The sequence below is a fragment of the Herbidospora cretacea genome, assembly GCF_001570605.1.
GTDB classification, from domain to species: domain Bacteria; phylum Actinomycetota; class Actinomycetes; order Streptosporangiales; family Streptosporangiaceae; genus Herbidospora; species Herbidospora cretacea.
The window spans coordinates 1-23793 of the sequence record NZ_BBXG01000024.1; the positions used below are offsets into that span (position 1 = coordinate 1).

Here is a 23793-nt window from a genome sequence, read left to right on the forward strand (position 1 = left end):
CCACTACCCCACCAACAAGCTGATAGGCCGCGAGCCCATCCCTGACCGAAAAAACTTTCCACACCCATCCGATGCCGGAAGATGTCGTATCCGGTATTAGACCCAGTTTCCCAGGCTTATCCCAGAGTCAGGGGCAGGTTACTCACGTGTTACTCACCCGTTCGCCGCTCGAGTACCCCGAAGGGCCTTTCCGCTCGACTTGCATGTGTTAAGCACGCCGCCAGCGTTCGTCCTGAGCCAGGATCAAACTCTCCAAAAGATGTCTTCAGAGATGTTCTCCCAGCCAACATTCGTCATGAATGTCAACCAAAGGAATCCGTCATCAAATGACGGGGTTGTGCATCATGCACTGGCTTTTAGCACACTGTTGAGTTCTCAAGAAACGGTCTTGCTTTTTAAGATTGTGTTTCGTGTTGCTGTTGTGCCTTTAGCTTTTCAGCGTTTCCCGCTAGTGTCAAACTGGCACTTTTTGCGGTTCCTGCCGAAGAGCAACCCCTCTAACTTACCCGCATCCCCGGCGATGTCAAATCGCCCGGTTCCCCGGGTGGTGTTGGAGGGGGTTCGCCGGGGGCGTCCCCGACTCCTCAAGATTAGCAGCCCCTCAGGGGCCGTCGAACCGTTTTCAACGACGACACCGCCCGGCGCATTCCCACGGGAGATCAAAGTATGGGTGCCTAGACTCGACCGCGTGAGTAGTGAGCAGCCACCGACGGCGAAGAAGGACCCTGTTGAGCGTACGCATCACGGCGACACCGTGATCGACGAATACGCCTGGCTCGCGAAGAAGGACGACCCCGGCGTCGTCGCCCATCTGGAGGCCGAGAACGTCTTCACCCAGCAGGTCACCGGACGCCTCAAGCCCCTGGCCGACAGCATCTTCCAGGAGATCAAGGGCCGCACCCAGGAGACCGACCTCTCGGTCCCGACGCGGCTCGGGGCCTGGTGGTACTACTCCCGTACCGAGGAAGGGAAGCAGTACGGCATCCAGTGCCGCGTACCGGCCGAGGGAGAGGACCCCCCGACGGTCGAGCCCGGCAGCAAGCTCGACGACGAGCAGGTCGTGCTCGACGGGAACGAGCTGGCCGGCGACAGTCCCTATTTCAGCCTCGGGGTGAGCAGGGTCAGCCCTGACGGCACGATGCTGGCGTACTCGACGGACTTCGCGGGGGACGAGCGGTTCACCCTGCGCTTCAAGAACCTGGCGACCGGCGAGCTGCTGGCCGACGAGATCACCGGGATCTTCTACGGCGGCGCCTGGTCGAAGGACGGCGGCACGTTCTTCTACACGACGGTCGACGACGCCTGGCGCCCTGACCGCGTGCACCGCCACACGCTGGGCGAATCGGAGGACCACGAGGTCTTCCACGAGGCCGACGAGCGCTTCTGGGTCGGCATCGGCCTGTCCCGCAGTGAGCGCTACCTGCTGCTGAACGCGCACAGCAAGATCACCAGCGAGGTCTGGTTCCTCGACGCGCTCGACCCGTCGGGCGAGTTCCAGGTGGTCCGCCCCCGCGAGAAGGGGCTGGAATACCACCTCGACCACCAGGGCGAGCGCTTCCTGATCCTGCACAACGAGAACGCCGAGAACTTCGAGCTCGCGAGCGCGCCGGTCTCCGACCCCTCGGCGTGGACGCCGCTCATCCCCCACCAGGAGACCACCCGGCTGCTCGACGTCGACGCCTTCGCCTCCCACCTGGTCGTCCACTTCCGCAGGGAGGGGCTGACCGGCATCCGCATCCTGCCGGACGGGCAGGACCCGTACGAGATCGAGTTCCCCGAGCCGCTCTACGACGTGGCCCCGAGCGGGAACGGCGAGTTCGTCACCAACCGGCTGCGCCTCGGCTACACGTCGATGATCACGCCTCCTTCCGTGTACGACTACGACCTCCGGTCCCGCGAACTGATCCTGCTGCGCCGGCGGCCGGTCCTCGGCGGCTACGACCCCGGCGACTACGAGCAGTTCCGCGAGTGGGCCGTCGCCGACGACGGCACGAAGATCCCCATCTCGCTCGTGGTGAGGAAGGGCACGCCCGACCGGGCGCCGACGCTCCTCTACGGCTACGGCAGCTACGAGACCTCGATCGACCCCTACTTCTCGGTCGCCCGGCTGTCCCTGCTGGACCGGGGCCTGGTCTTCGCGGTCGCGCACGTGCGGGGCGGCGGCGAGATGGGCCGCCGGTGGTACGAGGACGGCAAGTTCTTCGCGAAGAAGAACACCTTCACCGACTTCGTGGCCGTGGCGCGGCACCTGAAGACCACCCGGTCCAGCGCGATCGTGGCGCGGGGCGGCAGCGCCGGCGGGCTGCTGATGGGCGCGGTGGCCAACCTCGCCCCCGGCGAGTTCGCCGGGGTCCTCGCCGAGGTGCCGTTCGTCGACGCGCTCAACACGATCCTCGACCCGTCGCTCCCGCTGACCGTCATCGAGTGGGACGAGTGGGGCGACCCGCTGCACAACCCCGAGGTGTACGAGTACATGAAGTCGTACTCGCCCTACGAGAATGTGCGTGACGTGACGTATCCGCCGATACTCGCGATCACCTCGTTCAACGACACCCGGGTCTTCTACCACGAGCCGGCCAAGTGGATCGCGCGGCTGCGCGACACCGCGAAGGGCGGGCCGTTCCTGCTGAAGACCGAGATGGGGGCCGGGCACGGTGGTCGCAGCGGGCGCTACGACGCGTGGCACGAGGAGGCGTTCGCGCTGTCCTGGATTCTCGACCGACTTGGAGTGACCGCATGACGTATGTCGCCGCCGCCGACCGCTATGGGCCGATGCCCTACAACCGGACCGGGCGCAGTGGGCTGAAGTTGCCGGCGGTGTCGCTGGGGCTGTGGCACAACTTCGGTGACGACAAGCCGATCGAGTCGCAGCGGGCGATCCTGCGCCGCGCGTTCGACCGCGGGGTGACCCACTTCGACCTGGCCAACAACTACGGCCCGCCCTACGGCTCGGCGGAGAAGAACTTCGGCACGATCTTCGCCCAGGACTTCCGGCCGTACCGCGACGAGCTGATCCTGTCGACCAAGGCCGGCTACGACATGTGGCCGGGGCCCTATGGCGAGTGGGGTTCGCGCAAATACGTGCTGGCCAGCCTCGACCAGTCGCTGAAGCGGATGGGCGTCGACTACGTCGACATCTTCTACAGCCACCGGTTCGACCCGGAGACCCCTCTTGAGGAGACGATGGGCGCGCTCGACACGGCCGTCCGGTCGGGGCGGGCGCTGTACGCGGGCATCTCGTCCTACTCCCCGGAGAGGACCGTGGAGGCGTACGAGATCCTGAAGTCGCTCGGCACGCCGCTGCTGATCCACCAGCCGTCCTACTCGATGCTCAACCGGTGGATCGAGGGCGGGCTGCTCGACAGCCTCGGTGACCTGGGTGTCGGGTGCATCGCGTTCTCCCCGCTGGCGCAGGGCATGCTGACCGACCGCTACCTGAACGGCGTGCCCGAGGGGTCGCGGGCCTCGCAGGGCAAGTCGCTCAGCCCCGACCTCCTCACCGAGGAGACGCTGCGGCACATCCGTACACTCAACGATCTGGCCAAGGAGCGCGGCCAGACGCTGGCGCAGATGGCCCTGGCCTGGGCGCAGCGCGACGAGCGGGTGACCTCGGTGCTGATCGGGGCGAGCAGCGTCAAGCAGCTCGACGACAGCCTCGACTCGGTCAAGAACCTGCGGTTCACCGACGCGGAGCTCGACGCGATCGACAAGGACGCGGTCGAGGCCGGCATCAACCTGTGGAAGCGCAGCAGCGACGGCTAGAGCTGGTCGTTGCGCTGGAGCCAGGTGAACGAGGCCCACCCCGGGAGGACCGGGAGCCAGAAGGTCATCAGGCGGAACAGCAGCACGGCCGAGGCGGCCACCGGCTGGGGCAGCCCGGCGACGGTGAGACCCGCCGTGAGGGACAGTTCGACCGCGCCGAGGCCACCGGGCGTCGGCGCGGCCGAGCCGATGGCGTTCCCGGCGAGGAAGACGACGGCGACGGCGGTGATGCTCAGCTCACCGCCGAACGCCTTCACGCAGGCGGCCAGGCAGATGACGAAAGAGACCGTGACCAACACTGTCCCGGTCACGGCCTCGATGATCTTCGCAGGCGATTGGAGCACGTCGAGCAGCCGGGGCACCACGCCGCTGAACAGCGACCTGACCCGCGTCGAGAGCATCCGCCGCAGCGGCGGCACGGCCAGGATGATCACCATCACGACGGCGGCGGCGAGCAGGGAGATCAGGATCCCGCGTGACGGGGTGAGCGAGGGCGCCGCCTGGGTGCCGGTCAGATATCCCGACAGCACCAGCAGCAGGATGTGGGAGGCCAGCCCGATGAGCTGCGAGGCGCCCACGCTGGCCACCGCCTGCCCGGCGGGGATTCCGCGTTTCTGCAGGTAGCGCGTGTTGATCGCGACACCGCCGACGGCGGCGGGCGCGACCAGCTTGACGAACGACGAGGCGAGCTGGACCAGCACCGTGCGCCCGAAGGGCAGCTGCTCGGGCACGAACCCGCGCAGCATCGAGGCGGCGGCCAGGTAGCTGGCCGCGGCGGCGACCAGGGCGACCCCGCCCCAGCCCCAGTGGGCGCTGGTGATCACCGTGATCAGGTTGACCTGGCTGAGCTGCGACAGCACCAGATAGGCGGCGATGGCGCTGGCGATGATCGTGACGAGGGTCCGGGGCCGGAACCGTTCGAGCCGGACCTCCTCGACGGCGGCCTGCGGCTTGAGCGCGACGATCTGCTCGCGCAGGGCGGGCAGCAGGTTCTTGTGCTTGCGGGCGGCGGTCCGGGTCTCGCGGGCGAGCGCGATGCGCTGGAGCAGCGGCAGCGCCGAGGCGACGGTGTCGGCGCCGAGCACGGCCGCGCCGGTCTTGACGGCCCGTTCGGGGCCGACCCGCAGGCCCAGGTAGGCCAGCAGCTGCGCGACGTCGAGGCGCAGCAGCAGGTCACCGGCGGCGATCTCGCCCGACCGGGCGTCGACGAGCACGATGCGGCCGTCGGCCGACAGGTGGATCGACTCGCCGGTCAGGTGGCGGTGGGCCAGCCGGCGGGCGTGCAGCAGGCGTACCTGCTCCCACATCTCGGCCAGGAGTTCGTCGCCGAGGTCCTCGTCGGGGAGGTCTTCGATCGGGCGGCTCTCGACGTGTTCGTAGGCCAGCAGGGCGGCCTCGGTGCCGATCTCGCTGGTGCCGAGCAGTTTGGGGGTGCTGGCCCCGGCGGCCTGGGCGGCGTACGCCATCAGGGCCTCGCGCTCCAGCTCGGCCCGCAGCGACCGGATGGCCCTTCTGCGGGTCTCGCTGTTGAGCCGCAGCCGCCGCCAGAGGCGGTAGACGACCCCGGCGACCTGCCGGTCGCGGTCGAGGACGGTCACCGACAGGCGGCTGGTGTCGGCCGTGCCGACGATGTAGCGGCGGCTGCCGGAGCTGTCGTCGTCGATCCGGCGGGCGCTGACGATCGAGAAGCCGAGACGCCTGAGCGCGGCCACGACGGCGCTGCCGGGCGGCCGGGTGTTGGCGCTGCCGACGCCGTAGAGGGTGGCGAAGCCGACGAACAGCCCCACCAGGTAGGTCACGATCGCGCCCAGCACGGTGATCTTCGCGGACGTGAACAGCGCGAAGAAGTCGAGGATCAGGGCGACCCACATCAGCGCCCGCCAGCGTGGCCGCCGGGACATCCGCACGGCCGTGGCGTAGGCGATCGCCGGGGTGAGGACCGTGTTGAGCGGCTCCACGTCGCGGTTGCCGGTGAGGAGCTGGCGCAGCTCGACCGGGCCGGAGTTGACCACCCACTCGCCGAGCGCGTAGGAGAGCAGCAGGGCCAGGATCGCCGCGATCAGCCCCTGGGCGACCCGCATGCCGTCGCGGTGGAAGACCCGTTCGACGGCGAAGGCGACCGGCACGGCCAGCACGGCGACGCCGCCCAGCAGCCCGGCGATCGAGGAGATCCACTCGGGCGCCCGGCCGGTGCCCGCCTGGACGTCGTTCTCCAGCCCGTTGAGCGTCCGCTGGGCGACCAGGGCGAGCAGCACGACCGCCGTGATCGCCAGCAGCGTCATCAACAGCCGGAGCAGGTCGGACGGCCGGCGGATGCGCTGCGGCAGCAGGGGCTCGACGACGAGGACGACCCCGGAATCCGGGGACGTCAGCGAGTCGTCCTTTTCTTTGATGCCCCTCACCACCGTGATTGTCTGCGATCTTTGTTGCCAGTGTCCACAATCGGATGTCACGGCTCAGCGACCTGACCCCCCGAGTCCCCCCGAGGACGAGTCTATGGATCGGGGCCCGTTTCGCGCCGACGCGCCGTAACCCCGGAACCTGGCCGGAAACATTGTGCGACTGCCAGTCTGGTGCCGCCTTCCCCCGGCCCGTTCGTCAAGGGGGAAACTGTGCGCATTGTGGTGACTGCGGCTCTGGTGCTGACAACGACCGGTCTGTCGGCCGATCCGGGGCTGGACGAGGCGGTCACCGAGCCGAACGTCTTCGCCCACGTTCAGGCCCTGGCCGAAATAGGCGAGCTGCACGGCAACCGGGCGGTCGGCAGCGCAGGTTACGAGGCCTCGGCCCAGTACGTCGAGCGCGTGCTCCGCGCGGCCGGCTACCAGGTGACCTCGCAGACGTTCACGCTGCCGCACTACCGCGAGGTGAGCCCGGCGGTGGTGACCGCGGCCGGTGTCCCGGTCACCGCGGCGACCTTCGCCTATTCCCCGTCGGGCCGGGTCTCGGGGCCCGCGCAGGCCGCCGGGACCGGCTGCCACGAGGCCGACTGGGCCGGGTTCCGGCGCGGCTCGATCGCGGTGACCAACCGGGGCGGCTGCCCGTTCCGGGTGAAGGCCGACTGGGCCGTCTGGGCCGAGGCGGGCGCGCTGATCGTGGTCAACTCCAAGCCCGGTGAGCTGAAGGGGTCGCTGAGCGAGCCGGGCGTGACGCTCCCGGTCGTGGGCGTGGCCCCCGAGGCGCGCTTCGAGGGGACGGTGACGGTGGAGACCAGCACCGCCTCCTCCACCAAGTCCACCCGGAACGTGATCGCGCAGACCACCCAGGGCGACCCCGACGACGTGCTGGTCCTCGGGGCGCATCTCGACTCGGTGGAGGCCGGGCCGGGGATCAACGACAACGGCTCCGGGGTCGCGGTCGTGCTGGAGATCGCCACCCAGATGGCCCGGATGCGGCCCGAGCGGGCGGTCCGGTTCGCGTTCTGGGGGGCCGAGGAGGTCGGCCTGATCGGGTCGACCCACTACGTGAAGGGCCTGTCGCCGCAGGAGAAGGCCAAGATCGCCGGTTACGTCAACCTCGACATGGTCGCCACCAAGAACCACGCCAACGGGATCTACGACAGCGACAACGCGATCGAGGACGCCGCCAGGGAGTTCTACGAGCGGCGCGGGCTGCCCGCCGAGGAGGTCGCGTTCGACGGCCGGTCGGACTACGGGCCGTTCATGAAGGCCGGGATCCCGGCGGGCGGCATCTTCACCGGCGCGGAGGACATCAAGACCCCGGAACAGGCCCAGCGATACGGCGGCTCCGGGAACCAGGCGTACGACCCGTGCTACCACAAGCTCTGCGACACGATCGAGAACGTGAACCGGCAGGTCCTCGACGTGAGCGGCGACGCCGTGGCCTCCATGGTGGAGAAGCTCGCCTTCGACAGGGGCCCCGTACGATGACGAGATGGAATTGCGGGTTCTGGGGGCATGTCCTCTTGATTGTCCGGATACGTGCTCGTGGGTGGTGACCGTCCGGGACGGTGAGGCCACCTCGTTGCGGGGCAACAAGGAGCAGCCCTACACGCGGGGCGCGCTCTGCGTGAAGGTGAACCGCTACCTGGAACACGCCGCCTCGCCCGAGCGGATCCTCCACCCGATGAAGCGAGTCGGGCCGAAGGGCTCCGGGGAGTTCGAGCGCATCAGCTGGGACGAGGCGCTCGACATCCTCGCCACGAAGCTGCGGGAGATCGTCGACGAGCACGGGGGCGAGGCCATCTGGCCCTACCAGGGCACCGGCACGCTCGGTTTCGTCCAGGGCGAGTCGGGCCTGGCCGGGCGGCGCTTCTGGAACGCCCTCGGGGCCTCCTTCCACGACATGAACATCTGCTCGCGGGCTGGGAACGACGGCCTCCGGCTGACCATGGGCACCCCCGGCGGCATGGACCCCGAGACGTTCGCGCTGTCGAAGCTGATCCTCCTGTGGGGCACCAACACCCTGACCTCGGGCCACCACCTGTGGAAGTTCATTCAGGACGCCCGCGCGAACGGCGCCCACATCGTCGCGATCGACCCCATCCGCACCCGCACCGCCGAGCAGGCCGACGAGCACCTGCCCATCGCGCCGGGCACCGACGGGGCGCTGGCGCTGGGTCTGCTGCACGTCGTCCTCGAAGAGGGCGCCGAGGACCACGACTACCTGGAGAACCACACACTCGGCTGGGACGAGTTCCGCGCCGAGATCCTCCAGTACCCCCCGTCGCGGGTCGCCGAGATCACCGGCCTGCCCGAAGAGGACATCCGCGCCCTGGGCCGGCGGCTCGCGCACACCCGCCCGACCGGCATCCGCGCCACGATGGGCATCCAGCGCCACGAGGGCGGCGGCTCGGCCATGCGGCTGATCGCCTGCATCCCCGGCGTGACCGGCGACTGGCGCCACCCCGGCGGCGGCGTGGCCTTCTCGACCTCGGCCCACGTGCCGCTGAAAGTGGACCACCGCCCCGAGCTGCTCCCCCACCCGGTGCGCAGCCTCACGATGACCCGCCTCGCCGACAGCCTCGACGACTCGGTCAAATGCCTCTGGGTGTACGGCGCCAACCCGATGGGCTCCACCTCCGACCAGAACCGGATCAGGCAGAGGCTGCTCCGCGACGACCTGTTCACCGTGGTCATGGAGCAGTTCCCCACCGACACCGTCGACTACGCCGACGTCGTGCTCCCGGCCACCATGCAGATCGAGCACCTGGACCTGCACGAGGGCTACGGCCACATGTATCTGATGTGGAACGAACCGGCCGTCGCCCCCGCCGGGGAGGCGCTGTCGACCACGGAGACCTTCCGCCGCCTGGCCGCGAAGATGGGCCTGACCCATCCCGCGCTGCACGCCACCGACCTGGAGATCGCCGCCGAGCTCCTGGAGGGCACTCCCACGATCCACCTCGACGAGCTGCGCAAACGCGGCTGGGCCCGGCTCGACGTGGCCGACCCCTTCGTGCCCTTCACCGACGGCTTCCCCACCCCGAGCGGCCGGCTGGAGTTCGTCTCCGACCTGGCCGGGAAGGCGGGCCTGCCCCGGGTCGCCACCTACGTGCCGTCCCTGAGCGCCCGCTCGCGCGAGGACGGCCGGCTGACGCTGATCACCCCGGCCTCCCACACCTTCCTCAACACGATCTTCGCCAACAACCCCGAGCTGCTCAGACGCTCGAAGGGCCCGACCGTGGTCGTCCACCCACAGGACGCCGAGCGCCGGGGCCTGGTCCCGGGGTCGCGGGTCAGGGTCTCCAACCGGTTCGGCGCGTTCGAGGGGTCGCTGGAGGTCTCCGACAAGGTCCGTCCGGGCGTGGCGGCCTCTCCGAAGGGCCACTGGCCCAAGCTGAGCGGCGGCGCGAACGCCAACGCGGTCGTCGAGGAACGCGACGCCGACCTGGGCCGGGGCGCCGTCTACCACGACAACCTGGTCGAGATCACCCCAGCTTGAAGCCCTCGTGGCTGGCGGTGAACCCGAGCGAGGCGTAGAAGCGGTGCGCGTCGTGCCGCCGCTTGTCGGTCGTGAGCTGGACGATGCCGCACCCCCGCGCGCGGGCCCGCTCGACCGCCCAGGTCATGAAGGCCCGGCCGAGCCCGCGCCCCCGATGGTCGGCCGCGACCCGGACCGCCTCGACCTGGGCCCGCTCCGCGCCGTCCCGGGACAGTCCGGGGATGTACGTGAGCTGCATCGTCCCCACCACCACACCGCCGACCTCGGCGACCACCAGCTCGTTGCGCGGATCGGCCTCGATCGCGTCGTAGGCGGCCCAGTGGCCCTCGCCCACGGGCGAGACGTGACCACGGGAGCGGGAGATCGCGTCGTCGGCGAGCAGGTCAACGATGCGCGGCACGTCGGCCCTGGTCGCCACGCGGAAGATCGCGGAGCTCGGTCCCATGGGCTCCAGAATGCCCCAAGGGTGCCTCAGGGAGCGCTCAGGGGCTTCCCCGATGCGGACAGACCCTCCGATTCCGCACTCTTGATACATGAACGAACTGACTCGACGCGACGAGATGTCGCTCGCCGGCGCGGCCCTGCGTGGCGCGCCCTGGAAGGCCGCGGCCGTCACCGGCGGAGCGGTCGCGACGACCAGCATCCTGCTGGGGCTCATCACGGGGTCGGCCGACCTGGCCTGGGCCCTCGGTGTGGGTGTCACCCTGTTCACCCTGGTCGCGTCCATCGGCGCGATCTCCAAGCCGAACGTCGGCGACCGGGTCACCCAGCAGGCCCGCAACTGGTCGCTGCGCCACCCGTGGCGGTTCGCGCTCTACCCGGCGGCCGGCTCGGCGATCCTGATCTACCCGATCCAGCTCGTGCTCGACGGCGAGGGCGTCTTCGGCGCCGCGTGGGACGCGCTCTGGGGCGGCGCGTGGATCTACCTGCTGACCGGCATCGTGGCCATGACCATGCGGGGGCGGGCGGCCCAGAGGTAGCGGAGGCTCGAAGGCTCGCCGGGTGACGCACGTCACCCGGCGAAATAACCGCTTATGGGGGGTTACTGACGGGTAGCATTCCGGTAGAGTTACTCATCAGTAGCACTCATATCGGAGGAGCGGTGATGGGCCACTACAAGAGCAACATCCGCGATCTGGAGTTCAACCTCTTCGAGGTCTTCAACCGGGGTGAACTCTTCGGCTCCGGGCCGTTCGCCGAGATCGACGAGGAGACCGCCCACGCGATCCTCGACGAGGTCGCCAAGCTGGCCGAAGGGCCGATCGCCGCGTCGTTCACCGACGCCGACCGCAACCCCCCGGTCTTCGACCCCGCCACGAGCAGCGTGACGATGCCGAAGAGCTTCGTGGAGTCGTACAACGCCTGGGTCGAGGCCGAATGGTGGCGGCTGGAACTCCAGCCTGAGCTGGGCGGCACCCCCGGACCGCGGTCCCTGAGCTGGGCCATCGCCGAGATGGTGCTGGGCGCCAACCCGGCCGTGTGGATGTTCGCGTGCGGGCCGCAGTTCGCCCACGTGCTCCACACTCTGGGCAACGACGACCAGAAGAGGTTCGCCCAGCTGGCCGTCGACCGCCGCTGGGGCTCCACGATGGTGCTGACCGAGCCCGACGCCGGCTCCGACGTCGGCGCCGGCCGCAGCAAGGCGGTCGAGCAGCCCGACGGCACCTGGCACATCGAGGGCGTCAAGCGCTTCATCACCAGCGCCGAGCACGACATGGCGGAGAACATCTTCCACCTGGTCCTGGCCCGCCCCGAAGGCCACGGCCCCGGCACCAAGGGCCTGTCGCTGTTCCTGGTGCCCAAGTTCCTGGTCGACCTGGACACCGGCGAGCTCAAAGAGCGCAACGGCGTCTACGTCACCAACGTCGAGAAGAAGATGGGCCTCAAGGTCTCCACGACCTGCGAACTCACCTTCGGCGACCGGCACCCCGCGATCGGCTACCTGGTCGGCGACAGCCACGAGGGCATCAAGCAGATGTTCACGGTGATCGAGAACGCCCGCATGATGGTCGGCACCAAGGCCATCGCCACGCTCTCCACCGGCTACCTCAACGCCCTCGACTACGCCAAGAACCGTCTCCAGGGCGCCGACCTGACCAAGATGGCCGACAAGACGGCCCCCCGGGTCCCGATCACCGCCCACCCCGACGTCCGCCGCGAGCTGATGCTCCAGAAGTCCTACGTCGAGGGCATGCGCGCGCTGGTCCTCTACACGGCCACCTTCCAGGACGCCGTCCAGGTCGCCCAGTCGGAGGGCCGCCGCGACGAGATGGCCGAGGCGGTCAACGACCTGCTGCTCCCGATCGTCAAGGGCGTCGGCTCCGAGCGGTCCTACGAGCTGCTCGCCCGCTCGCTCCAGACCCTCGGCGGGTCGGGCTTCCTGCAGGACTACCCGATCGAGCAGTACATCCGGGACGCCAAGATCGACTCCCTCTACGAGGGCACCACGGCGATCCAGGGCCTGGACCTGTTCTTCCGCAAGGTGCTGCGCAACCAGGGCGCCGCGCTGGGCGAGATCCTCGGCCAGATCAAGGCGTTCGCCGCCTCCGACGCCGGCAACGGCCGCCTCAAGGTCGAGCGCGGCCTGCTCGGCGACGCCGCCGACGAGGTCAAGGCGATGGCCGACACGATGGCCGGCTGGGCGATCTCGTCGCTGGAGTCGCCGAAGGAGGTCTACAAGGTCGGCCTCAACACCACCCGGTTCCTGATGGCGCTCGGCGACGTGATCATCGGATGGCTGCTGCTCCGGCAGGCCGAGATCGCGCTGAAGAACCTCGCCGACCACGACGACGACTTCTACGCCGGCAAGGTCACCGCGGCGACCTTCTTCGCCGCCAACGTGCTGCCCCGCATCGAGTCGGAGCGGCGCATGCTGGCGGCGACCACGCAGGAGCTGATGGACCTGCCGGAGAGCGCCTTCTAACCGAGCGGGAACTGCACGGCCGCCCGGCCCGCCAGGATCGGCTTGATGACGTCGTCGATCAGTTTCAGGTGGACCGGGTGGTCGCGGTAGACGACGTAGTCGTCGGCCGAGTCGAAGTCGGCCACGATGCCGAGGTCGAAGGTGCCTTCGCTGACCTTGGCGTCGGTACCGATGACGTATTTCCTGACCTCGGGGATGGCGACCGGGAGCGTCTCCAGCCCCGCGACGACGGCGGCCTTCTGCTCGTCGGTGGCCTCGTCGATCCAGCGCAGCAGCACAATGTGACGGAACATGGGCGTCAGCCTAGGACGTCGTCCAGTGCCACTCGATGGAGGCCCGCTCCCGGCGGGCCGTCAGCCACTCCCCGAACGCCGCCCGCCCGGCCATCGCCAGTGTCTCGGAGTCGGCGCCGGCGGCCCGGCGCTCCAGCACCAGGCCGGTGAGATAGCCCCTCTCGAAGGCCACCGGGCCCACCAGCGTGTCGCGCGGCGCGTGCCGCAGCGGGGCCGGCAGGTCGCGGGCCAGGCGGGTGCCGACGACGACGGCCGCCTCGGGGCAGCCGAGCAGCCCGCCGAGGCCGCGCAGGATCTCCCCGTTCACCGGGTGGGCGCTGGTCACCCACATGGCCCTGACCTGGTCGAAGTCGTCTTGATGGTGGGCCAGATAGCCGGGCGCGAGCTCGGCCTCCTTGCGGCGGCGGAACCGGCGGCGGCGGGCGATCAGGGTGATGAACCCCTCGAACTGGCCTCCGCTCATGCCCATCTCGGCCACCCACGCCAGGGTCTCGGCCCGGTCGCGCAGGGGGACGCCGTCGCGGAACTCCTCGGCGGCGGCGCGCAGGTCGTCCTCGGTCAGCGGTTCGACGTCGGCCCGCACCTCGGCCCTGATCAGGCAGTGGTCGACGATCTCGTCGTGGATCGCGCGGTCACGGTGGGAGAGCTGGCGGACCATCGTGACGGCCTCGGCGATCGGCAGGTGGACGTCGTCCACCCGGACGAGGCAGTCCGCGACGCGATGGGAGGCCGTGGACTCCGTGATCACTGACTCCTGCTCCTCTCGGACAGCGTTCCCGACGCCGTGCCGCGCGGCGAGGCCCGTTTCCGAGGGGGCCCGGCACCGCCTCGCCGCGCGACGGTCAGCGGGTTCCGTCCGGGAACCCGCCTCCGACGGTAGAAGGAGTCACTTGGGGATCACTGGTGCCGACTTGCAGGCCTCTTGCGTCACGACCCGTCACGACCACGCCAGCATGCGGAGCGGATCCTCCAGCATGGCGCCGACGTCGCGGAGCACGTAGGAGCCCAGCTCGCCGTCGATCACCCGGTGGTCGAACGACAGCGCGAGCGTGGTGACCTTGCGGACCACGATCTGCCCGTCGACCACCCACGGCATGTCCCTGATCTGGCCGAACGCCAGGATCGCCGACTCGCCGGGGTTGAGGATCGGGGTGCCCGCGTCGATGCCGAAGACGCCGACATTGGTGATCGTGACGGTGCCGCCGGACATCTCGGCCGGGGTGCTCTTCCCGGCCCTGGCCCGCTCGGTCAGGTCCCTGAGCGCCGTGGCGAGCTCCGGCAGGGTGAGCGCCTGCGCGTCCTTGATGTTCGGGACGACCAGGCCGCGCGGGGTCGCCGCCGCGATGCCCAGGTTGACCTGCTTCTTGAGGATGATCGCCTCGTCGGTCCAGGTCGAGTTGGCCTGCGGATACCGCTTCATCGCGGTGACCAGGGCCCTGGCCACCAGCAGCAGCGGCGAGACCTTGACGTCGGCGAAGTCGGGCAGCTCGCGGAGCCGCCGCACCGCGTTCATCGTCTCGGTGACGTCGACCTGCAGGAACTCGGTCACGTGAGGCGCGGTGAACGCGCTCGACACCATCGCTGCGGCGGTGGCCTTGCGCACCCCGCGTACCGGAATGAAATCCTGCTCCGCCGCCGCCACCGCGGCGACCGCGGGGGCGGCGGGCGCGGCCTGCGCGGCGAGCACGTCGTCGCGGGTGATCGACCCGTTCGGCCCGCTGGGCGCGACGACGGCCAGATCGACCCCGAGGTCCCTGGCCAGCTTCCGGACCGGCGGCTTCGCCAGCACGGCGACGCGACGGTCCGAGCCGTTGGAGAGGGGAACGGGCTCGGCGGCCGGCCTGTCGGGCACCGCCGAGGGGCTCTTGCGGGCCCTGCGCTTGCTCGGGCCCTGCTTCACGCCGTAGCCGACCAGCACCGGCTCCCGCTTCTGGGGCTCCTCGGGGACCAGGCTCTCGGTCAGCGCCTCCTCGGTCGCGTCGTCGACGGTGATGATGACGTTGCCGACGTCGACCGTCTCGCCCTCGGCGGCGAAGAGCGCGGCCACCTCGCCCTCGAACGGCGACGGGAGCTCGACGACCGCCTTGGCGGTCTCGATCTCGACGATGATCTGGTTGACCTTCACGGTGTCGCCCACGGCGACGTGCCAGCGGACGATCTCGGCCTCGGTCAGGCCCTCGCCCACGTCGGGCAGCTTGAAGTCACGTTTCATCCGGACGGCTCCTAGTAACCGAAGACGCGGTCGACGGCCTCGAGGATCCGGTCGAGGTCGGGCAGGTAGTGGTCTTCCAGCCGCGACGGCGGATAGGGCGTGGAGAACCCGCCCACCCGCAGCACCGGCGCCTCCAGGCGGTAGAAGCACTGCTCGGTCACCCGGGCCGCGATCTCACCGCCGAGCCCGTTGAAGACCGGCGCCTCGTGGACGACCACGCAACGCCCGGTGCGGTTGACTGCGTCGCGGACGACCGGCATGTCGAGCGGGTTGAGCGAGCGCAGATCGATGACGCCGACCGAGCGCCCGTCCTCCTCCGCGGCGGCGGCCGCCTCCAGGCAGGTCTTCACCATGGGGCCGTAGGCGACGAGGGTGACGTCGTCGCCCTCGCGGGCCACACGGGCCCGGTCGAGCGGCAGGCCGGGGGCGCCGAACTCGACGTCGGCCTTGTCCCAGTAGCGGCGCTTGGGCTCGAAGAACACCACGGGGTCGTCGCAGCGGACCGCGTCCTGGATCATGGTGTAGGCGTCGACCGGGTTGGAGCAGGCCACCACCCGCAGGCCGGCCGTGTGGGTGAAGTAGGTCTCGGGCGACTCGCTGTGGTGCTCGACGGCGCCGATGCCGCCGCCGCAGGGGATGCGGACGACCACCGGCAGTTTGAGCTTGCCCAGGGAGCGCAGGGGCATCTTGGCGAGCTGGGTGATGATCTGGTCGGCGGCCGGGAAGACGAAGCCGTCGAACTGGATCTCGCAGACCGGGCGGTAGCCCCGCAGCGCCAGGCCGATCGCGGTGCCGATGATGCCCGACTCGGCGAGCGGGGTGTCGATGACCCGGTCTTCGCCGAAGTCCTTCTGCAGGCCGTCGGTGACCCGGAACACGCCGCCGAGCTTGCCGACGTCCTCGCCCATGACGAGCACCTTCGAGTCGGCGTCCATCGCCGCGCGCAGACCCTCGTTGAGGGCCTTGGCCAAGGTCAGAGTGGTCACTGGGCCCCCTCGAAGCCGCTCATGTACGTGGTGAACTGCTCGCGTTCCTCGTCGACGAGGGCGTGGGGCTCGGCGTAGACGTGGTCGAACATCGCGCCGGGCTGCGGGTCGGCGAGGGCCAGGCAGCGGGCCCGCAGGTCGCGGCCGAGCTGGTCGGCCTCGGCCTCGATCTTGTCGAAGAACTCCTGGTCGGCCAGCTGGTTCCTGAACAGGTAGGCCTTGACCCGCTCGATCGGGTCTTTGAGCTTCCACGCCTCCAGCTCGTCGGCGACCCGGTAGCGCGTCGGGTCGTCGGAGGTGGTGTGGGCGCCCATGCGGTAGGTGAACGCCTCGACCAGGGTCGGGCCGTTGCCCTCGCGGGCGTTGCGCAGCGCCGCCCGGGTGACCGCCAGGCACGCGAACACGTCGTTGCCGTCGACCCGGATGCCGGGGAAGCCGAACCCGCTGGCCCGCTTGTAGAGGGGGATCTTCGACTGCTTCTCCAGCGGCTCGGAGATGGCCCACTGGTTGTTCTGGCAGAAGAACACGACCGGCGCGTTGAAGACGGACGCCCAGATGAAGGCCTCGTTCACGTCGCCCTGGGAGGTGGCGCCGTCGCCGAAGTAGACGAGCGAGGCGGCCTCGGCCCCGTCGCGCTGGATGCCCATGGCGTAGCCGACCGCGTGGAGGGTCTGCGAGCCGATGACGATCGTGTAGAGGTGGAAGTTGTGCTCGATCGGGTCCCAGCCGCCGTGGTTGACGCCGCGGAACAGGCCGAGCAGGTGGAGCGGGTCGACCCCGCGGCACCAGGCGACGCCGTGTTCGCGGTAGGTGGGGAAGGCCATGTCGGCGTCGGTCATCGCCCGGCCGGAACCGACCTGGGCGGCCTCCTGGCCGAGCAGCGAGGCCCACAGGCCGAGCTCTCCCTGCCGCTGGAGGGCCACCGCCTCCAGGTCGACCCGCCGGACCAGAACCAGGTCACGGTAGAGCGACCGGATCTCCTCGGCCGTCAGGTCGATGTCGTAATCAGGATGCTCGACCCGTTCGCCCTCGGGTGTGAGGAGCTGAACGAGTTCCGGGGGTGTCGTAGGGGCAGTCATGCGCCACTCCTGGGCATTCGGGGTCGTACACGAATGGGGTCTCCATCGCGTTCTGACCGGTTCTCTACGCTTCCGTCCCGTTTGGTGGTGGAACGTCCGCGCATGCGGACATGGTGGCAGACATCACTCCTGGCCTCCACACCCATTTCCACACCTTTCCGGTTCCCCTCCGACCTGCGGCCACACCATCCACAGCCTGTGGATAAGCTTGTCGCGCTCACTCCCCATCCTTGAGCCGGAGCGAGCCGCTGACGGCACGGCCGGCTGCGGCTCGGGCCGTGAACCCGCCGCACAAGAAGGAGCACCCCAAGTGGCGCGCGTGATCGTCGATGTCATGCTCAAGCCGGAGATCCTCGACCCGCAGGGTCAGGCCATCGCCCGCGCGCTCCCCCGTCTGGGGTTCGCCGGCGTTTCGGACGTGCGCCAGGGTAAGCGGTTCGAGGTCGAAGTCGAAGGACCCGCCGACGAGGCGGCGATCGCCGAGGTCAGGAAGATGGCCGAAACCCTGCTGGCCAATACCGTGATCGAAGACTTCGTCGTCCGCGTCGAGGGGTAAAACAGTACATTCCACTCGACCCGAACTCCGCAAAGGGGCATAAGGGTCGCATGTGGCATCCGTAAACCGGCTCCCTGGTCAGCCTAAATAACAAGAGCGTCATTTTGCGGTTAGCCCTCATCACACAGGGAAGCTCTGCTTAGGTACCGACGACGACCGGGGAGGGAACCCCGTGGACATCGAGTTCTCGCTCGCTCTACCAAGGGATGCGGTAGGCATCCCGATGGTCCGTCGCGTGATCGGAGACGCCCTTCGTTCACTCGGCGTGACGGAGGACTGTGTGTCCGACATCCTCCTCGCCACCTCCGAGGCGTGCGCAAACGCGGTTCGCCACGGCGGGCCCTCCGCCCGCTACCAGGTCGAAGCGGCCATCGACGACGGCCGCTGCGAGCTCCGTGTGGTCGACGGTGGGCGTGGGCTCACCGCGATCCCGCAGCGCTACCCCTCCGGCGAGGTCGAGAACGGACGCGGAATCCTCATCATGCAGGCCGTGGTCGATGAGATCTCCTTCGACATCACCCCTGGCAGCGGCACCACCGTGCGCCTCTGCAAGGAGCTCGACTGGGACCACGACGCCATCGCTCTCTCGATGGCCAAAGACCGCGAGCTCGCCGCCGTCTGAGCCCTGTCAGCCCACCCGACGACCCACTCGACGTGGTCCGATAACCTGAGGCGTACCGCCAACGACCGCCGGCAGTAAAGAGCCGGTGTCTTCGCGCGCGCTTTTGGAGGCTCGGACCATGCGGGTGGGCGTCGTCACCTTTCCCGGAACACTAGACGACCAGGACGCGGCGCGTGCGCTGCGGCTGGCCGGTGCCGAGGCGGTGCCCCTGTGGCACGCCGACCACGACCTCAAGGGGGTGGACGCGGTCTTCCTCCCCGGCGGGTTCTCCTACGGCGACTACCTCCGGTGCGGGGCGATCTCGCGGTTCGCGCCCCTGATGACCGAACTCGTCCCCGCCGCCCAGGCCGGGCTGCCGGTGCTCGGCACCTGCAACGGCTTCCAGATCCTCTGCGAGGCGCAGCTGCTGCCGGGCGCGCTCGTCCGTAACGCGGGCCTCCACTACGTCTGCCGCGACCAGGGCATCCGCGTCGACAACGCGACGACCGCCTGGACCGCCGACTTCTCCGAGGGCCAGGAGATCACCCTCCCGGTCAAACACGGCGAGGGCCGCTACGTCGCCGACGCCGGGACGCTGGCCGAGCTGGAGTCCTCCGGCCGGGTGGTCTTCCGCTACACCGGGTCGAACCCCAACGGCTCGCTCAACGACATCGCCGGCATCACCAACGAGGCCGGCAACGTCGTCGGCCTGATGCCCCACCCCGAACACGCCGTCGAAGAGCTGACCGGCGCCCCCGGGGTCGACGGGCGCGGGTTCTTCTCCTCGATCGTCCGGAAGCTGGTGGACGCATGAATCTCGACACCGTCAAGCGGGCGGAGCAGAGCCCAGACGAGCACATGCCGTTCGCCGAGCTCGGCATGAAGCGCGACGAGTACGACCGGGTGGTGGCGATCCTCGGCCGCCGCCCGACCGGCTCCGAGCTGGCCATCTACTCGGTCATGTGGAGCGAGCACTGCTCCTACAAGTCGTCCAAGGTGCACCTGCGGCAGTTCGGCACCAAGGCCCCCAAGTCCGAGGCGCTGCTGGTCGGCATGGGCGAGAACGCCGGCGTCGTCGACATCGGCGACGGCTGGGCGGCCACCTTCAAGATCGAGTCGCACAACCACCCGTCCTACGTCGAGCCCCACCAGGGCGCGGCCACCGGGGTCGGCGGGATCGTCCGCGACATCATGTCGATGGGCGCGCGGCCGGTCGCGGTGATGGACTCGCTGCGGTTCGGCGGGCTCGACCAGGGCGACACCCGCCGGGTGCTGCCGGGCGTGGTCGAGGGCATCTCCCACTACGGCAACTGCCTGGGCCTGCCCAACATCGGCGGCGAGGTCGTCTTCGACCCCTGCTACATCGGCAACCCGCTGGTCAACGCGCTCTGCGTCGGCCTGCTCCGCAAAGACCAGATCAAGCTGGCCACCGCCCCCGGGCCCGGCAACAAGGTCGTGCTCTTCGGGGCCCGCACCGGCGCCGACGGCATCGGCGGCGCCTCGGTCCTGGCGTCGGCGACCTTCGAGGACGAGTCGCAGGCCAAGCGGCCCGCCGTCCAGGTCGGCGACCCGTTCATGGAGAAGCTGCTGATCGAGTGCTGCCTGGAGCTCTACCAGGCCGACGTGGTCGTCGGCATCCAGGACCTCGGCGCGGCCGGGGTGTCCTGCGCGACCACCGAGCTCGCGGCCAAGGGCACCGGCGGCATGGACGTCGACCTCAACCTCGTCCCGCTGCGCGATCCCACGCTGCGGCCCGAGGAGATCCTCATGAGCGAGTCGCAGGAACGCATGATGGCCGTGGTCACGCCCGGCGACATCGACGCGTTCCTGGCGATCTGCGCGAAGTGGGACGTCCCGGCGACCGTGATCGGCGAGGTGACCGACACCGGCCGCCTGGTGATGACCTGGGACGGCGAGGTGATCGTCGACATCCCGCCGGGCACCGCCGCCGACGACGGCCCCGTCTACGAGCGCCCCTTCCACGAGCCGCTCGGCCAGCACGACCTCAACCTCGACACCCCCGACTCCCTGGAGCGCCCGGCCGACCTGCGGGAGACGCTGCTCCAGCTCGTCGCGTCGCCGAACCTGTCGTCGCGCGAGTGGGTGACCTCCCAGTACGACCGCTACGTGCGCGGCAACACCGTGCTCGCCCAGCCGGCCGACGCCGGGCTGCTGCGGGTCAGCGAGGTCATGCCAGGCGCCGAGGACACCACCCGGGGCATCGCGCTGGCGACCGACGGCAACGGCCGCTACGCCAAGCTCGACCCCTACGCCGGCGCGCAGCTCGCGCTGTCGGAGGCCTACCGCAACGTGGCCGTCACCGGGGCGACCCCGCTGGCGGTGACCAACTGCCTCAACTTCGGCTCGCCGGAGGACCCCGAGGTCATGTGGCAGTTCGCCGAGGCGGTGCGCGGCCTGGCCGACGCCTGCAAGACCCTCGGGGTGCCGGTGACCGGCGGCAACGTGTCGTTCTACAACCAGACCGGCACGGCCGCGATCAACCCGACGCCCGTGGTGGGCGTGCTCGGCGTCATCGACGACGTCGCCAAGCGGGTGAGATCCGGGTTCACCGCCGAGGGGCTGCGCGTGGTGCTGCTGGGCGCGACCTACGACGAGTTCGGCGGGTCGGAGTGGGCCCACATCGCCCACAACCACCTGGGCGGGCTGCCGCCCCGGGTGAACCTGGAGGCCGAGCGCGACCTGGCGTCCGTGCTGACCGAAGCGGCCCGGCAGGGCCTGCTCGAAGGGTCCCACGACCTGTCCGACGGCGGGCTCGGCATCGCGCTCGCCGAGGCGTGCCTGGCCCAGGGCATCGGCGCGACCGTCTCGCTGCCGGGCGGCGACGCGTTCGTCGACCTGTTCTCCGAGTCGGCGGCGCGGGTGCTGGTCTGCCTCAAGCCGGAGAACTTCGAGACGCTGACCGACCTGTGCGCCCGCCTCGACGTCCCCTGCTACGGCCTGGGCGAGACCGGCGGCGACCGCCTGGTCGTCGAGGGTGTGCTGGAGGCCACGGTGGCCGAACTGCGGACCTCTCACGAGGCCACGCTCCCGGGCGTGTTCGGCTGACTGAATCCGTAGGAAAAGAGCCCCTCCGGCGCCGATCCGGAGGGGCTCTGTCATGCGTACGAGCATTGGGGCCCCCACGACCCCAAAGCCTGTGACAGCAGGTGACAGAGAGATAGACGAGCAAGGTGCGCCGTTGGATGTCCGGCGAACATCACGTCTTCGCATCGGTGAACGCGTATTAATCCCTGGTACGCCCTCTTCGCGTTGGCCGCGCTCCCATGCAGCGGAATAATCGGCTCCGTTCGGGATGAACCCGCACTTCACGTCAGGCTGACTCCGGAGGACCTCCGTGGCCTCGAACGACCAAGACCCCTTCCTGCCACCGGCGACGCAGCCGGTCAGAGGGGTCGTCTGGTTCATTCACATGATCGTGCCGATGCTGGGCCTGTGGCTGCTGCTGGCCCATCCCGTGGACGAGGACCCGCACACCGTCGACCTCGACCACGTCTGGCAGCACAACCCGAGCCACTTCTGGCTGGTCCTCGTGGTGGCCGGGGTGAACCTGGTGCTCGGAGTGCTGATCAGCCAGGCGTCGGCGCGGCGCAGGGACGCCCGGCTGCTGCTGGTCTCGCTGGTCTTCCTGAGCAGCGCCGGGTTCTTCACCCTCCACGCGCTGAGCACCCCGGCGGTCATCCTGCCCGGCGCCACGGTCGGCTTCGACCTGGCCCACCCGGTCGGTCTGATGATCGCCTCGGTGTTCGCCTTCCTGTCGGGCCTGCCGCTCGACGACAGGCAGGGCGAGACGGTCCTGCGGCTCCAGCTCCCGCTGCGCGTCGCCGTCGGGCTGCTGCTGGTCGGCTGGGGCGTCGCCTCGCTGGTGCCGGGCCTCACCCCGCTGACCGACAAGCTGCCGCCCGGCGGCATCGGCCTCGGCTACTGGGGGCTGATCGGGGTCTTCCTGTACGTCGCCGCCGCCACCATGATGTACCGCCTGCACCGCAGGCGACCGGCCGCCGTGCTGATCTCCCTGATCACCGCCTACGCCCTGCTGGCCGAGGTGATGATCGCCGGGATCGAGCACCGCAACTGGGCCATCTCGTGGTGGCTGTGGCACGTCCTGCTGACGCTCGCGTTCTTCTTCGTGGCCTACTCGGCGTACATCCAGTTCCGGCGCGAGGGCTCCAGCCGGGGGCTGTTCGACGCGGTGACCCTGTCGGCCACCGCCCGGCGCATCCAGGCCCAGTACGAGGAGGCCCTGGAAGAGCTCGTCGCCCACCTGCGCCGCCGGACCGAGTCGGGGACGCCGGTCGCCACCCGGCTGGCCGGGCGCTTCAAGCTGACCGAGGGCCAGGCGGCGGTGCTCGACCGGGCCGGTGAGGCGCTGGCGAGCGAGCGGGAGCTGTCCGAGCGGCTGGGCGCGCTCGTCGAGATCGGCGGCCGGGCCCGGGTGGGCCTGCCGGAGTCGGAGCTGCTGTCGGTGTCGCTGCAGCGGGTGCGGGAGGCGTACGGGGACGTGCGGGTGAGCCTCATGCGCGACGGCGCGCTGTCCCCGCTCGGCGGGCGGGGCGCCCCGGCGCTGACCTCCGGCGAGCTGGCCGTGCTGACCCGGGGAACCCCGGTGGAGATGTCCGGCTCGGTGGTCCACCCGCTGACGGTGAAGGGCCACCTGGCGGGCGCGCTGGCGGTCCCGGTGGGCCGGACCTCCCACGACGCCGCCCTAGCGGCCACGCTGGCCACCCAGCTGTCCATCACGCTGGAGAACGCCCGCCTGTACGGGGAGCTGGAGACCCTCTTCCGCGCCTACATGTCGCCCGACGTCGCCAAGAGCCTGCTCGCCGACCCCAACAAGGCCGCGCTCGGCGGGTCGCTGACCGAGGTCACCGCCCTGTTCGCCGACCTGCGCGGGTTCACCACGTTCTCCGAGAAGGTCGCGCCCGGCGAGATCGTCGACATGCTCAACCGGTTCCACACGGCGGCGGTGCCGTGCATCCTCGGCAACGGCGGCACGATCGTGCAGTTCGTCGGCGACGCCCTGCTGGCGCTGTTCAACGCGCCCGCCGCGCAGCCCGACCACGCGCTCCGGGCGGCCCAGGCCGGTCTGGAGATGCAGCGGGCCGCCGCCCGGGTGTCGGAGGAGGTGCTGCGCGAGCAGGAGGCCGGGCTGCTGTCGGAGGTCGAGTGGCCCAAGTTCCGGGTGGGCGTCAACACCGGCCAGGCGCTGGTCGGCAACATCGGCAGCCCCGAGTTCCGCGGCTTCAACGCCATGGGCGACGCGGTCAACGTGGCCGCCCGCCTCCAGGCGCTGGCCGAACCGGGCTCGGTGGTGATCGGCCAGGCGACCTACGACCAGATCGGCCGGGCCCGCGTCGTGTCGCTCGGCGACCTGTCGCTCAAGGGCAAGGACAACACCGTCCACGCGTACGTTCTGCGTGAATTGGACGAATGAGCATGTCTGACCCAAGACTTGTGGA

At 69.8% G+C, this 23793-nt stretch carries 18 protein-coding genes and 1 rRNA gene; 11 read left to right on the forward strand and 8 right to left on the reverse strand.

What is annotated here, in order from left to right:
- A 16S ribosomal RNA gene (locus AW270_RS32700) occupies positions 1–259 on the reverse strand; the annotation flags it as partial.
- Positions 260–688: 429 nt separating this feature from the next.
- Between AW270_RS32700 and AW270_RS32705 the strand changes: the two genes are divergently transcribed.
- Both AW270_RS32705 and mgrA read left to right on the forward strand, forming a co-directional pair.
- Positions 689–2740, forward strand: coding sequence for a S9 family peptidase (locus AW270_RS32705; RefSeq protein ID WP_061300004.1), 2052 nt, complete (start codon positions 689–691; stop codon positions 2738–2740).
- Positions 2737–3762, forward strand: a complete 1026-nt coding sequence (mgrA, locus tag AW270_RS32710) for an L-glyceraldehyde 3-phosphate reductase (protein WP_061300005.1) — start codon at positions 2737–2739, stop codon at positions 3760–3762. The genes AW270_RS32705 and mgrA overlap by 4 nt, the downstream gene beginning before the upstream one ends.
- Here the strand turns inward: mgrA and AW270_RS32715 are convergent.
- Positions 3759–6164 carry a lysylphosphatidylglycerol synthase transmembrane domain-containing protein gene (locus AW270_RS32715; protein ID WP_245674979.1) on the reverse strand — a complete coding sequence of 802 codons (2406 nt, stop codon included), beginning with the start codon at positions 6162–6164 and terminating at the stop codon, positions 3759–3761. The two genes, mgrA and AW270_RS32715, sit on opposite strands and share 4 nt — an antisense overlap.
- Positions 6165–6374: 210 nt before the next feature.
- On the opposite strand from AW270_RS32715, the gene AW270_RS32720 reads away from it, so the two are divergent.
- Both AW270_RS32720 and AW270_RS32725 read left to right on the forward strand, forming a co-directional pair.
- A complete protein-coding gene (locus AW270_RS32720) occupies positions 6375–7652 on the forward strand; it encodes a M20/M25/M40 family metallo-hydrolase (protein ID WP_157522963.1) in 1278 nt (425 codons plus the stop codon).
- Positions 7653–7656: 4 nt separating this feature from the next.
- Complete coding sequence (locus AW270_RS32725) at positions 7657–9666, forward strand: molybdopterin-containing oxidoreductase family protein (protein ID WP_061300007.1); 2010 nt, start codon at positions 7657–7659, stop codon at positions 9664–9666.
- On the opposite strand, the gene AW270_RS32730 is transcribed toward AW270_RS32725, so the two are convergent.
- Complete coding sequence (locus AW270_RS32730) at positions 9653–10111, reverse strand: GNAT family N-acetyltransferase (RefSeq protein ID WP_061300008.1); 459 nt, start codon at positions 10109–10111, stop codon at positions 9653–9655. The two genes, AW270_RS32725 and AW270_RS32730, sit on opposite strands and share 14 nt — an antisense overlap.
- 88 nt (positions 10112–10199) lie before the next feature.
- Between AW270_RS32730 and AW270_RS32735 the strand changes: the two genes are divergently transcribed.
- Entirely contained in the window at positions 10200–10646 is a 447-nt protein-coding gene (locus AW270_RS32735) for a hypothetical protein (protein WP_061300009.1), read from the forward strand.
- Positions 10647–10771: 125 nt separating this feature from the next.
- The gene (locus AW270_RS32740; RefSeq protein WP_061300010.1) at positions 10772–12589 is read left to right on the forward strand and encodes an acyl-CoA dehydrogenase; all 1818 of its coding nucleotides are present in this window, start codon (positions 10772–10774) and stop codon (positions 12587–12589) included.
- On the opposite strand, the gene AW270_RS32745 is transcribed toward AW270_RS32740, so the two are convergent.
- The 5 genes from AW270_RS32745 to pdhA all read right to left on the reverse strand — a co-directional run bounded on the left by AW270_RS32745 (position 12586) and on the right by pdhA (position 17159).
- Positions 12586–12882, reverse strand: coding sequence for a Dabb family protein (locus tag AW270_RS32745; protein WP_061300011.1), 297 nt, complete (start codon positions 12880–12882; stop codon positions 12586–12588). The genes AW270_RS32740 and AW270_RS32745 overlap by 4 nt on opposite strands.
- 10 nt (positions 12883–12892) lie before the next feature.
- On the reverse strand, positions 12893–13630 hold the full coding sequence (locus tag AW270_RS32750; RefSeq protein ID WP_061300012.1) for a hypothetical protein: 738 nt from the start codon (positions 13628–13630) through the stop codon (positions 12893–12895).
- A 189-nt stretch (positions 13631–13819) separates the two neighbouring features.
- Positions 13820–15094 carry a dihydrolipoamide acetyltransferase family protein gene (locus tag AW270_RS32755; protein WP_061300013.1) on the reverse strand — a complete coding sequence of 425 codons (1275 nt, stop codon included), beginning with the start codon at positions 15092–15094 and terminating at the stop codon, positions 13820–13822.
- An 11-nt stretch (positions 15095–15105) separates the two neighbouring features.
- Entirely contained in the window at positions 15106–16080 is a 975-nt protein-coding gene (locus AW270_RS32760; protein ID WP_082802015.1) for an alpha-ketoacid dehydrogenase subunit beta, read from the reverse strand.
- The gene (gene pdhA, locus AW270_RS32765; protein WP_061300014.1) at positions 16077–17159 is read right to left on the reverse strand and encodes a pyruvate dehydrogenase (acetyl-transferring) E1 component subunit alpha; all 1083 of its coding nucleotides are present in this window, start codon (positions 17157–17159) and stop codon (positions 16077–16079) included. Before pdhA ends, AW270_RS32760 begins: the two co-directional genes overlap by 4 nt.
- A gap of 310 nt (positions 17160–17469) precedes the next feature.
- Between pdhA and purS the strand changes: the two genes are divergently transcribed.
- From purS to AW270_RS32790, 5 genes are all read left to right on the forward strand, one after another.
- Positions 17470–17715, forward strand: a complete 246-nt coding sequence (purS, locus tag AW270_RS32770) for a phosphoribosylformylglycinamidine synthase subunit PurS (protein ID WP_061300015.1) — start codon at positions 17470–17472, stop codon at positions 17713–17715.
- A gap of 223 nt (positions 17716–17938) precedes the next feature.
- Entirely contained in the window at positions 17939–18337 is a 399-nt protein-coding gene (locus AW270_RS32775) for an ATP-binding protein (RefSeq protein ID WP_051760628.1), read from the forward strand.
- Between the two features lie 118 nt (positions 18338–18455).
- Positions 18456–19130 (forward strand): phosphoribosylformylglycinamidine synthase subunit PurQ, encoded by a 675-nt coding sequence (gene purQ, locus AW270_RS32780; protein ID WP_061300016.1) that lies wholly within the window; start codon positions 18456–18458, stop codon positions 19128–19130.
- Positions 19127–21382 carry a phosphoribosylformylglycinamidine synthase subunit PurL gene (gene purL / locus AW270_RS32785; RefSeq protein WP_061300017.1) on the forward strand — a complete coding sequence of 752 codons (2256 nt, stop codon included), beginning with the start codon at positions 19127–19129 and terminating at the stop codon, positions 21380–21382. The genes purQ and purL overlap by 4 nt, the downstream gene beginning before the upstream one ends.
- Positions 21383–21671: 289 nt before the next feature.
- Positions 21672–23768: an adenylate/guanylate cyclase domain-containing protein gene (locus tag AW270_RS32790; RefSeq protein ID WP_061300018.1), complete on the forward strand. Its 2097-nt coding sequence runs from the start codon at positions 21672–21674 to the stop codon at positions 23766–23768.
- Positions 23769–23793: the final 25 nt, after the last annotated feature.